At 70.2% G+C, this 14,840-nt stretch carries 10 protein-coding genes; 6 read left to right on the forward strand and 4 right to left on the reverse strand.

Annotated features, from left to right (window positions below; all coding sequences use genetic code 11):
- The first annotated feature begins 263 nt into the window (after nucleotides 1–263).
- Nucleotides 264–3,446: a bifunctional proline dehydrogenase/L-glutamate gamma-semialdehyde dehydrogenase PutA gene (gene putA, locus ABD679_RS10310; RefSeq protein ID WP_344759940.1), complete on the forward strand. Its 3,183-nt coding sequence runs from the start codon at nucleotides 264–266 to the stop codon at nucleotides 3,444–3,446.
- A gap of 67 nt (nucleotides 3,447–3,513) precedes the next feature.
- Here the strand turns inward: putA and ABD679_RS10315 are convergent, their stop codons facing one another.
- Together ABD679_RS10315 and ABD679_RS10320 are read right to left on the reverse strand one after the other, a co-directional pair.
- A complete protein-coding gene (locus ABD679_RS10315; protein WP_344759901.1) occupies nucleotides 3,514–4,560 on the reverse strand; it encodes a hypothetical protein in 1,047 nt (348 codons plus the stop codon).
- 319 nt (nucleotides 4,561–4,879) lie between these two features.
- A complete protein-coding gene (locus tag ABD679_RS10320; protein ID WP_344759902.1) occupies nucleotides 4,880–6,262 on the reverse strand; it encodes an OmpP1/FadL family transporter in 1,383 nt (460 codons plus the stop codon).
- 216 nt (nucleotides 6,263–6,478) lie between these two features.
- Here ABD679_RS10320 and ABD679_RS10325 point away from each other — a divergent pair, with 216 nt between their 5' ends.
- Nucleotides 6,479–7,171 carry a rhomboid family intramembrane serine protease gene (locus ABD679_RS10325; protein ID WP_344759903.1) on the forward strand — a complete coding sequence of 231 codons (693 nt, stop codon included), beginning with the start codon at nucleotides 6,479–6,481 and terminating at the stop codon, nucleotides 7,169–7,171.
- Between the two features lie 302 nt (nucleotides 7,172–7,473).
- Nucleotides 7,474–7,794 carry a DUF1820 family protein gene (locus ABD679_RS10330; RefSeq protein WP_344759904.1) on the forward strand — a complete coding sequence of 107 codons (321 nt, stop codon included), beginning with the start codon at nucleotides 7,474–7,476 and terminating at the stop codon, nucleotides 7,792–7,794.
- Nucleotides 7,795–7,869: 75 nt separating this feature from the next.
- On the opposite strand, the gene ABD679_RS10335 is transcribed toward ABD679_RS10330, so the two are convergent.
- Nucleotides 7,870–9,600: a M28 family metallopeptidase gene (locus tag ABD679_RS10335; protein ID WP_344759905.1), complete on the reverse strand. Its 1,731-nt coding sequence runs from the start codon at nucleotides 9,598–9,600 to the stop codon at nucleotides 7,870–7,872.
- A gap of 80 nt (nucleotides 9,601–9,680) precedes the next feature.
- The gene (locus tag ABD679_RS10340) at nucleotides 9,681–10,364 is read right to left on the reverse strand and encodes a DUF4097 family beta strand repeat-containing protein (protein WP_344759906.1); all 684 of its coding nucleotides are present in this window, start codon (nucleotides 10,362–10,364) and stop codon (nucleotides 9,681–9,683) included.
- Nucleotides 10,365–10,487: 123 nt separating this feature from the next.
- Here ABD679_RS10340 and gpmI point away from each other — a divergent pair, with 123 nt between their 5' ends.
- The 3 genes from gpmI (at nucleotide 10,488) to ABD679_RS10355 (ending at nucleotide 14,776) form a co-directional block, all read left to right on the forward strand.
- Nucleotides 10,488–12,038, forward strand: coding sequence for a 2,3-bisphosphoglycerate-independent phosphoglycerate mutase (gene gpmI / locus ABD679_RS10345; RefSeq protein WP_344759907.1), 1,551 nt, complete (start codon nucleotides 10,488–10,490; stop codon nucleotides 12,036–12,038).
- Between the two features lie 8 nt (nucleotides 12,039–12,046).
- Nucleotides 12,047–13,285 carry a murein hydrolase activator EnvC family protein gene (locus tag ABD679_RS10350; protein ID WP_344759908.1) on the forward strand — a complete coding sequence of 413 codons (1,239 nt, stop codon included), beginning with the start codon at nucleotides 12,047–12,049 and terminating at the stop codon, nucleotides 13,283–13,285.
- 147 nt (nucleotides 13,286–13,432) lie between these two features.
- Nucleotides 13,433–14,776: a S41 family peptidase gene (locus tag ABD679_RS10355; protein ID WP_344759910.1), complete on the forward strand. Its 1,344-nt coding sequence runs from the start codon at nucleotides 13,433–13,435 to the stop codon at nucleotides 14,774–14,776.
- Nucleotides 14,777–14,840: the final 64 nt, after the last annotated feature.

Genomic DNA, 14,840 nt, shown 5'->3' on the forward strand with positions numbered 1-14,840 from the left:
TCGAACCCCGAATGCCTCGTTGGCGTCATGGCTGGCGAGTACGCAACCGCCCGGCACGCGGCCCCGGAAGGGCCCATGTGCGTGCGCAGGAAGCGGTCACGAGCTGCGGATAACCTGCAAATGGTAGCTGCGACAGGCATTTGCCGGCAAGCAACGGCGGTTTGCCCCGCGTACGCGCGTCGCGCGCGTGAGCACTATTGTTCGCGCGCGCGCCAAAGGCCTAGAATCGCCGGCCTCAAGAGCCTGGGTGCCCCGTGACCGCGATCCTGACCCCCGAGCTCCCGCCGCGGCCCTCCGCGCTGCGGGACGCCATCACTGCGGCCTGGGCCCGGGACGAAGCCGGCCACGTGCGCGAAATGCTGGACCAGGCGCGCCTGCCGGACGCCGACCGGGAGGCGATCCGGGCCACCGCCACCGACCTGGTGCGCAGGGTCCGGGCGCGGGCAGCCGACCAGGGCGCGATCGAGGCCTTCATGCGCCAGTACGACCTGGGCAGCGAGGAAGGCGTGCTGCTGATGTGCGTGGCCGAGGCGCTGCTGCGGATCCCGGACGAGGAAACGACCGACAAGCTGATCCGCGACAAGCTCGGCGAGGCCGACTGGAAGCGCCACATGGGCCAGTCGGACTCGGTGCTGGTCAACGCCTCCACCTGGGGCCTGATGCTGACCGGGCACCTGGTGGACCTGGCCGACGCCACCAAGCGCGACGTGCGCGGCGCCTTCAAGCGCCTGGTCGGGCGGGTCGGCGAACCTGTGATCCGGCTGGCCGTGCGCCAGGCGATGAAAATCATGGGCCACCAGTTCGTGATGGGGCGCACGATTTCCGAGGCCCTTGCGCGCGCGCGCAAGGGCGGCAACGCCGCCTACCGCTATTCCTTCGACATGCTCGGCGAGGCTGCGCTGACGCAGCAGGACGCCGACCGCTACCTCGAGGCCTACCGCAGCGCGATCGACGCGCTTGGCGGCGGCGAGCGCCTGGCCGACGAGATCGTCGCGCCGTCGATTTCGGTCAAGCTTTCGGCCCTGCACCCCCGCTACGAGCACGCCAAGCGCCAGCGGGTGCTGGCCGAGCTGGCGCCGCGCATCCTCGACCTGGCCCGGCGCGCGAAGCGCCACGGCATCGGCATGACCATCGACGCCGAGGAGGCCGACCGCCTGGAGCTGTCGCTGGACCTGTCCGAAGCGGTGCTGTCCGACCCGTCGCTGGCCGGCTGGAACGGCTTCGGCATCGTGGTCCAGGCCTACCAGAAGCGCGCACCGTTCGTGATCGACTGGATCGCCGACCTCGCCCGCCGCCTCGGCCGCCGGATCCCGGTGCGGCTGGTCAAGGGCGCGTACTGGGACAGCGAGGTCAAGCGCGCCCAGGTCGAGGGCATCGACGGCTACCCGGTGTTCACCCGCAAGCCCAGCACCGACGTCAGCTACCAGGCCTGCGCCCGGCGCCTGCTCGGCGCGACCGACGCGATCTACCCGATGTTCGCCACCCACAACGCGCAGACCATCGCCGCCGTGCACCGCATGGCGCAGGCGCTGGCCGGCGGTGCGCGCGACGACGCCGGCGGCTTCCGCTACGAGTTCCAGAAGCTGCACGGCATGGGCGACGACCTGTATGCCGAGGTGATCCCGGCCGATCGCCTGGACGTGCCCTGCCGCGTATACGCGCCGGTGGGCTCGCACGAGGATCTGCTGCCGTACCTGGTGCGGCGCCTGCTCGAGAACGGCGCCAACTCCAGCTTCGTCAACCGCATCACCGACGAGGACGTGCCGATCGACGACTTGGTCCGCGACCCGGTCGAGACCGTGGCCGCGTTCGACGACATCCCGCATCCGCGCATCCCGCTGCCGCGCGCGCTGTACCACGCGCTGGGCCACGACCGAGACAACGCCATGGGCATCAACCTTTCCAACGACGAGCAGCTGCGCGCGCTGGCCGAACAGATCAACGCAGCGCAGCGCGACGACTGGCGTGCCGGCCCGCTGGTGCCGGGCGCGCCTGCGCCGGCCACGGCCGCGGTGGAAGTCTCCAACCCGGCCGACCGCCGCCAGGTCATCGGCCACTGGCAACCGGCCGACGCGGCCGTGATCGAATGCGCCATGGCCAATGCGACGGCCGCGCAGCCGGACTGGGACGCGACGCCGGTGGCCAGCCGCGCGGCCATCCTCGAGCACGCCGCCGACCTGCTGGAACAGCGGATGCCGCAGTTCATGGCGCTGTGCACCCGGGAAGCGGGCAAGACCATCCCTGACGGCGTGGCCGAAGTCCGCGAGGCGGTCGACTTCCTGCGCTACTACGCCGGCCAGGCGCGCACCCTGGTCGCGCCCGAAGCGCTGCCGGGCCCGACCGGCGAGACCAACACCCTGCAGCTGGCCGGACGCGGCGTGTTCGCCTGCATCTCGCCGTGGAACTTCCCGCTGGCGATCTTCATCGGCCAGGTCGCCGCGGCCCTGGTCACCGGCAACAGCGTGCTGGCCAAGCCGGCCGAGCAGACCACGCTGGTCGGCTTCGAGGCGGTGAAGCTGCTGCACGAGGCCGGCGTACCCGAGGCGGTGCTGCAACTGGTCCCCGGCGACGGCGCCACCGTCGGCGCCGCGCTCACCGGCGATGCGCGTATCGCCGGCGTGGTGTTCACCGGTTCCAACGGCACCGCGCTGGCGATCAACCGCGCGCTGGCCGCGCGCGACGGCGCGATCGGCACCCTGATCGCCGAGACCGGCGGCCAGAACGCGCTGATCGCCGACTCCTCGGCGCTGCCCGAGCAGCTGGTCAAGGACGTGATGGCCTCGGCCTTCACCTCCGCCGGCCAGCGCTGCTCGGCCGCGCGCGTGCTGTTCGTGCAGGAGGACATCGCCGACAAGGTCATCACCATGCTGGCCGGCGCCATGGCCGAGCTCAAGGTCGGCGACCCCGGCCAGCTGTCCACCGACGTCGGCCCGGTGATCGACGCCGATGCGCTGGGCATGCTCGACCGCCACGCCGAGCGCATGCAGGCCGAGGCGCGGCTGATCGCCAAGGCCGGGCTGGGCGAGGAAACCGAACACGGCACCTACTTCGCCCCGCGCGCGTGGGAGCTCAAGTCGCTGTCGCAGCTCGACCGCGAGAACTTCGGCCCGGCGCTGCACGTGATCCGCTGGAAGGCCAGCGAGCTGGACCAGGTGATCGACACGATCAACTCCACCGGCTACGGCCTGACCCTGGGCATCCACTCGCGCATCGACGAAACCGTCGAGCGGATCGCCGCGCGCGCCAGGGTCGGCAACGTCTACGTCAACCGCAACCAGGTCGGCGCGGTGGTCGGCGTGCAGCCGTTCGGCGGCCAGCGGCTGTCCGGCACCGGCCCCAAGGCCGGTGGCCCGCACTACCTGCCGCGCTTTGCCACCGAAAAGGTCGTCACCATCAACACCACCGCCGCCGGCGGCAACGCCTCGCTGCTGACACTGGGCGAGTAGGCAACGCGCGCGGGAACGCCAGCGGCACCGGGTGTCGCTGGCATGGGCCCTGCGTTATTGCCGCCTGCTATGGCATGCGGTGCCAGACGAACTTGCCATCGGTGTAGTTCAGGATGCCGTGCTCGTTCGCACAGGTCGTGGAACGATTGACCAGGTCGCGGCTGGCGATCGAACGGAGCAGCCGGGGCTTGAGGCCGGAGAAATCGTAGACGTCGACGACATTCGAATCGGCGGTCAGGCCGACCACGGTCAGGACGCTGCCACGGGAATGAATCGCACTTGCGCCCCGACCTTTCTTGATCAGCCAGCGGCCCGACCCTGAGTGCAACACACCCCAGCCGCCCAAGGGGAACATGACCGGCTGGATCGCACTGTCGCCCGACTCGACCAGGCTTTGCGCGTACGTGCCGTCGGGAATGGCCACCTCGTGCCATTCATGGCCCTGCCCGAGCGCGTAAAGCTTGTTGCCGGCGACCGCATAGCCACGATCCCTGGAGTAAAGCAGCATGTCGTCGATTGGCATTTCGCGTGCAGGCCAGTCGAACTCAATCTCCCGACCGGAGACTGCGTCGATCGCGGTGGGCCGCATCGTGCTGTCCAGGTAGTAATAGAAGCTTCCATCGCCAGAGAGGCGAATCGAAAAGCGTCGGAAATCGTCACCAAACTCGGCATGGAATGTCGTATCGCCGACCAGCCTGCCTGAATCGATTCGGTAGACCCTGACCCTGGAGGGCGCATCTTCACCTTGCGTGCCGCTCGCAGTTTCGATCAGCACCCGATTGCCCTGGAAGTCGACCGCTCCCACCGCACCGGTCATGACAACCGGATCATCCTGCCCGGTCACCAGGAACACGCGCCCGGCCTGCGGCGATAGCGCCACCACCGCAGCGGCGCCGTCCGGATCGACGTACCACTGCGGATATTCGGACTGCATCGGCGGCAGCCGGTGCTGCCACTCCATTCCGGCCGGACTGGTCTGGTAAACGAGGGTGGCTTCCGGCTTCCTCACGATGCCGATCGTCTGGAATGGATTACGGCAACTGATGAAGGCAGGCCCGGTCTCGCTGGGCGCAAGCGCCTGGAACACGGTTTCCGCAGAGGCCGGACCGGCCATGACCAGGCTTGCGCAGAGGACAGCCGCCCCGCCAACAACGGCTCTTCCATCCTTGAGGGTGCTCCATATCCCGCGGGACACGTTGCAAGATTCCCCGCCATGCCGCTCGCACATCCGTTGCATCGCAATCTCCTTTTGCGCCATTTCGTCTCAACCGTACCCCTCCCGCCGGGGTTTGCAAACCGTCCGGCGGCGGTGCGATGGCGCTCGTTCCGGGTGCCCCAGCCCGACGGAATGCGGGATGTTCAAGACGAACCCTGCCCGTGAAAACAAAAAACCCCGCCGAAGCGGGGTTTTTCGTGCCACTGGAAGCGGTGGATCAGAAGCGGAACTGCGCCGAGATGCCGTAGTTGTCCGCGCCGCCGTCGTACTTGCCGCTGATGTACGAGCCGCTCGACGAGGCGATGCCCACCTTCGGGGTATCGGCCAGCTGGATGCGCGAATAGCTGGCAGTGATGTCGAAGCTGTCGCTGACCGCCCAGGTCGCACCGAGCGAGTACCACATGCGGTCCTGGTCGGGCATGCGCGGGGTGCGGTGCGGCAGGCTGACCGGCGAGTCGTCGCGGGCGACGCCGCCGCGCAGCGTCCAGCGCTCGTTCAAGCGGTACTCGGCGCCGATCGAGTAGAACCAGCTGTCCTTCCAGCTGTAGTCCTCGACCGCGTCGGGCTGCACCGGGTTGTCGAACTCGATGCGGATTTCCTTCAGCGAATCCCAGCCGGCCAGCGTGGCTTCGGCCATCAGCGACAGCTTGTCGTTGACGTCCCAGGTGGCGCTGAAGGTGTCGGTGCTGGGCAGGGTCAGCTTGGCGCCGGCGCCGGTGTCGACGTAGGCACCGGTGCTGGTGACGAACGCCGCGGTGCCGGGCACGGTGAAGTCGGCGCTGCCGCGGACTTCGTGGTCGATCTCCGAGCGGTGCGCATAGCCGAACGACAGGTTGTCGGTCGGGCGCCAGTTCATGCCCAGGATCCAGCCGAAGCTGTTGTCGGTGCCGTTCACCGACACCTTGCCGTCCTGCTTCTGCGGGCCGTACGGGCCGGTCACCGGGTTGGGCATGAAGCACAGCGGCTGGGTCTGCGGGTTGGCGCAGATGCCGGTGCCGAAATCGATGGCGTTCGACAGGGTCACGTCGGAGTGCTCGTAGATCAGGCCGGCGCCGACCGAGAAGCGGTCGCTCAGGTCGATCGACGCGGCCAGGGTCAGGTCGATGATCTTCACGTCCGACTTGATCGCGTGGTAGCGGCCGACCCAGTCGTCGTCGTATTCGGTCTTCAGGCCGAACGGGGCGCTGATCATCGCGCCGAGGGTGACGTATTCGAACTGGCCGCTGAGCGGCTTGATGAAGGACATCGCCGGGACGACGTTCAGGCCGCCGGCGTCGCCGCCGTTGCCGCCGGTCAGCGGCTGCGCGAGCGGCGAGCCGGCCGCGGCGCTGCCGCCGCCCTGGAACTTGAACGACAGGTCGATCGCGGTGACGTCGGCCTGGAAGGTGTTCTTGTCGAAGGTCGACATCACGGCCGGGTTGTTGGCGACGACCGAGGCATCGCCCTTCGCGGACGCGGCGCCGGCCATCGAGCGGCCCTGGGCCTTGACGCTGTTTTCCTTCAGCAGGAAGGCCGCGGCGTGGGCCTGGCTGAAGGCCATGGCGCCGGCGATGCCGAGCGCGAGGGCGGTGATCTGGATGAGGCGGGGATGGGTCTGCATTGCTGGGTCTCTCTCCGTGGACAGGTTTTCGGGTGCGCCGCGCGGCATGGACGATGTTCCCCGCCCTGGCCGGCCCTGCCGGAAGCCCCCTCCCGACTGACGACGCCGCAGGCACTATACCGTGGCGTGTGGTGGCCCGCACATGCCCCGGCAGGCCATCTCAGGGCGGGGCCGGGCAAGGTATCTTGGCCGGGCGCCGCCGCCACGGATCCCTGCATGTTCGTCTCCATTCCGACCCGCCAGCGCCAGCCGCTGCGCTGGGCCACGCCGACCCTGGTGGCCGTGCTGTGGCTGGCCTTCCTGTGGGCAAGCACCCTGCCCGGCGGCCGCAAGCGCACGCTGCTGCTCGAATGGGGCGCGCTGAGCGGCGGCCAGCTGCCCGAGGACATCCTGCGGTCCTGGGCCGACGGCGAACACTGGCTGCGCCTGTTCACCGCCCTGTTCCTGCACGCCGACTGGGCCCACCTGCTGGGCAATCTGGTGTTCCTGCTGATCTTCGGCCTGCCCGCGGAGCGGGTGATGGGGCCGTGGCGCTTCCTGCTGCTGTTCGTGCTCGGCGGCTGCCTGGCCAACTTCGTCGCGGTGCTGGCGATCGGCACGCCCGACCGGCTGATCATCGGCGCCAGCGGCGCGGTGTCGGCGGTGATCGGCGCGTACCTGGCGCTGTTCCCGAATGCGCGACTGGGCGTGGTGCTGCCGCTGGGGCTGTTCCTGGAGTTCGTGCGCGCGCCGGCTTCGCTGCTGATCGGGATCTGGGCGCTGCTGCAGGTGGTGTTCGCCTACATCGGCCCCGCCTTCGGCGCGGTGGCCTGGGCGGCGCACATCTCCGGCTTCGTGTTCGGGATCGTGTTTGCGGTGCTGGCGCGGCGCGGGATTGCGCAGCGGTTGCGGAAGTTGAAGGGGTATTGAGGGGCGGGACTCGGGACTCGGGACTCGGGAAAAGCATGACACCCCGGGGCGTCATTCCCGCGGGGGCGGGGCTCTCCGCAGAAAGGTGCCTGTTATCCAGTGTCACCAGCCATCGGTAAAAGACGCTGGGTTCCCGCTTTCGCGGGAATGACGGCAAGAAGCGTTGCACCGGGTCCCGGGTCCCGGGTCCCGGGTCCCGAGCACCGGGTCCCGGGTCCCGGGTCCCGGGTCCCGGGTCCCGAGCCCCGGGTCCCGAGTCCCGAGTCCCGAGTCCCGAACCCCGAACCCCTACAATCCCCCCCATGGCCAAACCCCTCTACAAAATCGTCTTCCACAACCACGGCAAGGTCTACGAGCTGTACGCGCGGCGCGTGGCGGCGAGTGCGATCTGGGGCTTCACCGAAGTCGGGGAGCTGGTGTTCGACGTGCACGACGGCGTGGTCGTCGATCCCACCGAGGAACGCCTGCGCGACGAGTTCGGCAACACCCGCGTGCTGCACCTGCCGATGCAGAGCATCGTGCGGGTGGAGGAAGTCGAGAAGAAGGGCCAGTCGGCGATCCGCGATGCGGAGTCGGGCGAGAAGGTGGTCACGCCGTTCCCGCTGCCGGCCAAGCCGCGCTGATCCGCGACCTTTTGCATTGCCAATGAAAGACGGCGCCTCGCGGCGCCGTCTTCCGTCGTCCGGTACCGGTGCCGCTTACTGCGCCGGCGACTTGTCGCCCATCATCTTGTCGCGCGCGGCGCGGAAGGCGTTGCCTTCGTACCAGTTCGGCCACTGGTCGCCGTCGACCAGCACGCGGCCGACGCCGTACAGCGCCTGCAGGTCCTCGATCACGCCGTCGAGCTTCCAGTCGTCGGAATACTCGTCGCCCGGCTTGTGGTAGCGGTTGGCGTTGTAGTCGCGCGCCGCGGCCTCGCCGGCCTCGCGGCCGCCGTCGACCAGGTCCTCGCCGCTCTCGGTGTACAGCGCGGGCACGCCGGCCTTGGCGAAGTTGAAGTGGTCGGAGCGGAAGTAGAAGCCGCTTTCGGGGGTGCTTTCGGCCTCCAGCGTGCGGCCCTGCCTGTCGGTTTCGGCCTTGAGCAGGTCCTCGAGCTCGGAGTTGCCCTTGCCCACCACCACCAGGTCGTGCGACTTGCCGTACACGCCCATCGCGTCGATGTTGACCACGCCCACGGTCTTGTCGAGCGGGAACGCCGGGTGCGCGACGTAGTACTGCGAACCGAGCAGGCCGGACTCCTCCAGCGTCACCGCGACGAATGCCAGCGAGCGCTTCGGCGCCGGCGTGGCACGGGCGAACTTCTCCGCGATCTCGATGATCCCGGCCACGCCCGTGGCGTTGTCGACGGCGCCGTTGTAGATGTTGTCGCCGCTTTCGCCGTCATGCTTGCCCAGATGGTCCCAGTGGCCCATGTAGACCACCGCCTCGTCCGGGCGCTCGCTGCCGGGCAGCACGCCGATCACGTTGCGCGAAGACTTCTCGGCGACCGTGCTCTTGAGGTCGAACGACGCGGTCGCTTTCAGCGGCACGGCCTTGAAGCCGCGCTTGCCGGCGGCGGCGTACATCTCGTCGAGGTCGAGGCCGGCGTCGGTGAACAGCTGCCTGGCTGCCTCGGCGGTGATCCAGCCCTGCGCCGGCAGGCGCGGCTCCGGATCGTCCGCCGCGCGCAGGTCGTATTGCGCGCCCGACCACGAGCCGCGCACCACGTCCCAGCCGTACGACGCACCGGGCGCGTCGTGGATGATCAGCGCGGCCTTCGCGCCCTTGCGCGCGGCTTCCTCGAACTTGTAGGTCCAGCGCCCGTAGTAGGTCATGCGCTTGCCTTCGAACAGGCTGTCGTCATTGGCGTGGAAGCCGGGATCGTTGACCAGCATGACCACGGTCTTGCCCTTGACGTCGACGCCGGCGTAGTCGTTCCAGTCCTGCTCCGGCGCGTCGACGCCGTAGCCGACGAACACCAGCGGACTGTCCTCGACCTTGACCTCGGCCTCGCCGCTGCGGGTGTTGAGGACCATGTCGTCGCCGAACTTCAGCTGCGTGGCCTTGCCGTCGACGTCGAGCGTGAGCACGGTCGATTCGTCGGGCGTGGTCTCGGTCATCGGCACGTCCTGGAACCAGGATCCGTCGTTGCCCGGCTGCAGGCCGATGCGCTCGAACTGCGCCTTGATGTACTCGACCGCCTTCGCGCCGCCGGGCGTGCCGGGACCGCGGCCTTCGAATTCGTCGGAGGACAGCGTCTTCACCAGCTCGGCGAAATCGCCGGCGTCGATGTCGTCGTTGAACGTGTGCGCCGCCGCATCGGGCGCGGCATCGCCGGCCGGGGTGGTGGCGGCAGCGTTGGCGTCGTCGCTGGCGGGGGTCGGCGCGCGGTCGCACGCGGACAGCGCCGCGCCGGCGAGCAGGCAGAACAGGAGGTGTCGGGCTTGCATCCGGAAGGTCCTGTGCGTGGGGAAACTCCCGATTCTATGCCCACGCGCCGTGCCCTGCCGGCGCGGCCGCGGCGGCGCGCTCAGTCGCGCGGCGCGCGCGGGGTGTCGAACGCCACCGGCGTGGCGCCGGTGACCTTGCCGATGCGGGCGCTGGAATGCACGTACAGCGTGACCTCGCGCTCGAACACCAGGTCGCCGTCGACCACCGCGCCGGGGCCGACCACGATGCGCGGCTTGCGGTTGCTGCCGAAGCGGATCGGCATCCAGTTCGACGTCGGCTTGTTGACCTTGATACCGCCGCGCACGTGCGAATCGATGCCGACGGTGATATCGCCGCTGACCGTCTCGATGCTGCCGCCCACTTCGGTGGCGACGACGCCGATCGCGCCGTTGACGGTCCCGATGCCCTTGGCGACGTTGCCGCCGCGGCCGACGAAGATGCCGCCGTTGACCGTTTCCAGGCCGCCGGAAATGCGCGCGCGTTCGCCCAGGCGGATGCCGCCGTTGACGGTGCTCATGTCGTCGGCTTCGATGTCGTCGCCGCCCTTGATGCTGCCGTTGACCGTTTCCGCATCGCGCGCGTGGGCGCCGTCTTCCAGCCGGATGCTGCCGTTGACGGTCTCCAGGTCGCCGTAGACCTTGCCGCTCTCGGCGGTGATGCTGCCGTTGACCTTGTCGATGTCGACGGCGTCGGACGCCACCGCCGCACCGGTGGCCAGCAGCAGCGACAGGGCGAGTGCGGTGGAAAGACGCGTGGCGGACATGGTGGACTCCAGGAGCTGCAGGGCGGCGGGGACGGATCCCCGACCGGGCACCTGCCCGGCAGGTCTTAGGGTGCACCGGCTTCGCTACAATCGCACCTGTCCATAGTCACTGGTCCATTCGTCGTGCCCGAAGCCACCCGCTCCGCCCGCCCGAAACCGGTCGTCCTGCTGATCCTCGACGGCTGGGGCCATCGCGACGATCCCACCGACAACGCACTCGCGCAGGCGAACCTGCCCAACTGGCGGCGGCTGTGGGACGGCAACCCGCACACCCTGATCCACACCGAGGGCCGCCACGTGGGCCTGCCGGACGGGCAGATGGGCAATTCCGAGGTCGGCCACATGAACCTGGGCGCCGGCCGCATCGTCTACCAGGACCTGACCCGCGTCGATGCGGCGATCGAGGACGGCAGTTTCTTCGACAACCCCGGCCTGCGCGGCGCCTGCGAGGCGGTGAAGGCCGACGGCGGCACGCTGCACGTGATGGGCCTGCTCTCGCCCGGCGGCGTGCACAGCCACGAATTGCAGCTGTTCGCGATGCTGGACCTCGCGCAGCGCGCCGGCGTGCCGCAGGTGGCGGTGCATGCCTTCCTCGACGGCCGCGACACCCCGCCGCGCTCGGCCGCGGCGAGCCTGGCCGCGCTGCAGAACCGCTGCGATGCCCTCGGCAATGCGCGCGTGGCCAGCGTCAGCGGCCGCTACTACGCGATGGACCGCGACAAGCGCTGGGACCGCCTGCGGCTGGCGTGGGACGCGATCGTCGAGGCGAAGTCCGACCATCGCGCCGCGAACGCTGCCGCCGCGCTGGAGGCCGCCTACGCACGCGGCGAGAACGACGAATTCGTGCTGCCCACCGTGATCGACGGCGCCGCGCCAATGGCCGACGGCGACGCGCTGGTGTTCATGAACTTCCGCGCCGACCGCGCGCGCCAGCTGACCGCGGCGTTCGTGTCGCCGGCTTTCGAAGGTTTCCAGGCACGGCGGCCGAAGCTGTCGGCCTGTGTCTGCCTGACCGAATACGACGCCAGGCTGCCGGCCGCGATCGCCTTCCCGCCCGAGGACCTGCGCCACACCCTCGGCGAAGTCGCCGCCGACGCCGGCCTGCACCAGCTGCGCATCGCCGAGACCGAGAAGTACGCGCACGTCACCTTCTTCTTCAGCGGCGGCCGCGAGGACGTGTTCGACGGCGAGGAGCGCATCCTCGTGCCCAGCCCCAAGGTCGCCACCTACGACCTGCAGCCGGAGATGAGCTGCCCGGAGCTGACGGCGAAGCTGGTCGACGCGATCGGCTCGGGCCGCTTCGACCTGGTCGTGTGCAACATCGCCAACCCCGACATGGTCGGCCACAGCGGCGACCTGCAGGCGGCGATCCAGGCCGCCGAGGCGGTCGACGTCGCGATCGGCGCGGTGGACGCCGCGGTGCGCGCGGCAGGCGGCGCGCTGGTGGTCACCGCCGACCACGGCAACCTGGAGATGATGCGCGACCCGGCCACCGGCCAGCCGCACACCGCGCACACCGTCGGCCCGGTGCCGCTGGTCTATGTCGGCGATCGCGGCGGCGCGGTGCTGCGCGAGGGTGGCGCGCTGCGCGACGTCGCGCCGACCGTGCTCGACCTGCTCGGCCTGCCGAAACCGGACGACATGTCCGGACGCAGCCTGTTCGCCACCGGCTGATGCCGCGCATGCGCCGCCAGCGCTGGCTGCTCGCGGCACTGCTCGCCGGCCTGTTCGCGCCGGCGCTGCTGCCGGCGCAGGCGCAGAGCAGCCGCGAGACCGAGCGCAAGCTCGAGAAGGTCAAGCGCGAGCTGAAGGACGTCGCCGCCGAGCGCCGCAAGATCGAAGGCCGGCGCGGCGACGCCAGCCGCCAGCTGCGCGAGGTCGACGAGAAGGTCGGCACCTCCATGCGCAGCCTGCGCGAGACCGAGGCCGAACTCGCCCGCCAGCAGGCCGAACTGGTCGCACTGCGCGCGCGGCGCGACCGCATGCAGGCCGCACTGGCCGGCCAGCGCGCCGAACTGGGCGACCTGCTGCGCTCGGCCTACGCCATCGGCGACGATGCGCCGCTCAAGCTGCTGCTGTCGCAGGACCAGGTGGCCGAGGCCGGCCGCGCGCTGACCTACCACCGCTACCTGCAGCGCGACCGCACGCGCCGGATCGACGCGCTGTCGACGCAGCTGGCCGAACTCGAACGCGTCGAGCGCGACATCGCCCGGCGCCAGGACGCGCTGGACGCCGCGCGCGAACGCCAGCGCGCGGAACTGGCCGAACTCGAGCGCAGCCGCAACGAGCGCAAGACCACCGTGGCCGAACTCGACAAGCGCTACCAGGACCGCCGCGACCGCGAGAAAGCGCTGGGCAAGGACGCGCAGTCGCTGGAAACCCTGCTCAAGCGCCTGCGCGCCGCCGCCGCGAAGGCCGCGGCCGAACGCCGCGCCGCCGAGGCCGCCGCTGCCGCGCGCGCGAAACAGGAGGACGCAAGTTCGCCCGGCCACAAGCCACGCAAACCGCCGGTCGAGGTGGCCAAAACCGCCCCGATCAAGGTCGGCGGCCTCGGCTGGCCGGTGTCCGGCAACCTGCTCGCCGGCTACGGCGCGACCATGCCCGACGGCCACAAGAGTTCGGGCGTGCTGATCGGCGCGGCGGCCGGCACCACGGTCAAGGCGGTGGCCGACGGCACCGTGGTGTTCTCCGAATGGATGACCGGCTACGGCCTGATCCTGATCATCGACCACGGCAACGGCTACATGAGCCTGTATGCCTACAACGACGCCCTGCTCAAGGACGCCGGCGCCCGCGTCAGCCGCGGCGACCCGGTCGCCAGCGTCGGCAATTCCGGCGGCCAGGGCCGCCCGGCGCTGTACTTCGAACTGCGCCGCAACGGCAACCCGGTCAACCCGAACACCTGGCTGCAGAAGCACTAGCCGCGCGAAGGTGTGGGACTGGCCATGGTCGCTCCCACGCGTTCACCGGGCCCTTAACGCAGCACCGGCGTCGCGCCGCATAATCGGGGCCACGCGCGCCGTGCGAACCGGCGCGCGCCCCACACCCCGACTTCCGCGGAGTCCTGCATGCGTCTTTCCCTCCCGATCCTCGCCGTTGCGCTGCTGCTGGCGCGCGCCGCGCCCGCGCAGGAACTGCCGATCGAGGCGCCGCCGCCCGCGCCGGCCCCGGATGCCGACGCGCCAGCGGACGACCCGGAGGCCGAGGAAAGCGCCGCCAGCGACGTGCCGCTGGAGGAGATCAAGCGCTACGTCGCCGTGTACAAGGCGATCAAGGACGCCTACGTCGAACCGGTCGACGACAAGGCGCTGATGGGCGCGGCGATCCGCGGCCTGCTGCTCGACCTCGACCCGCACAGCGCCTACCTCGACAAGGACGACGCCGAGGCCTTCGACGAGGACACCAGCGGCGCCTACGACGGCATCGGCGTGGAGGTGCAGCAGTTGCCCGACGGCCGGGTCAAGGTGATCGCGCCGATCGACGACACCCCGGCCGCCCGCGCCGGGGTGAAGGCGGGCGACACCATCATCGCCGTCGACGGCAAGCCGCTCACGCCCGCCTCCGCGGCCGGCCAGGGGCCGCTGCGCGGCAAGTCCGGCAGCACGGTCGAACTGACCATCGCGCGCGAAGGCGAACCCAAGCCGCTGAAGATCAGCGTCACCCGCGAGACCATCCGCATCGCCAGCGTGCACGGGCGCATGCTCGAGCCGGGCTACGCCTACATCCGCATCAGCGCCTTCCAGGCCGACACCGCGGCGGACTTCGAGAAGACGCTCAAGCAGCTGCAGGCCGGCGCCGGCGACAGGCTGCGCGGGCTGGTGCTGGACCTGCGCAGCAATCCCGGCGGCCTGCTGACCACGTCGGTGCAGATCGCCGACGACCTGCTCGACAAGGGCGACATCGTCAGCACCCGCGGCCGGAGCCCGCTGTCCGACAGCCGCTTTTCCGCCACGCCGGGCGACCTGATGCACGGGGCGCCGGTCGTGGTGCTGGTGGATGCCGGCTCGGCCAGCGCCTCGGAGGTGCTGGCCGGCGCCCTGCACGACAACCAGCGCGCGCGCGTGGTCGGCAGCCGCACCTTCGGCAAGGGCTCGGTGCAGACGGTGATGGAGCTGGACAACGGCGATTCGGTCAAGCTCACCACCGCGCGCTATTACACGCCGAGCGGCAAGTCGATCCAGGCCCGCGGCATCGAGCCGGACGTGGTGCTCCAGCCCGAAGGCGAGGAAAAGGGGCAGGCCGCCAGCGCCGGCTACGCCGAGGCGCTGCTGCCCGGCCACCTGCACGGCGACGAGGAAGTCGCCGGCAGCAACGCCGGGGACGTGCTCGACGGCGACGCGCCGATCGCGGCGGCGCTGGCCGAGCTCAAGAAGCAGGTAACGGGCGGCGGGACGGCGGCCGCGCGCGACTGATCGCACGGGCGGCGGACCAGTCCTGGCCGCGGTTGCAGGCGCGCCGCGGCGGGGCCAAGCTGCC

The organism is Luteimonas lutimaris, from assembly GCF_039537065.1.
Classification (GTDB): Bacteria; Pseudomonadota; Gammaproteobacteria; order Xanthomonadales; family Xanthomonadaceae; genus Luteimonas; species Luteimonas lutimaris.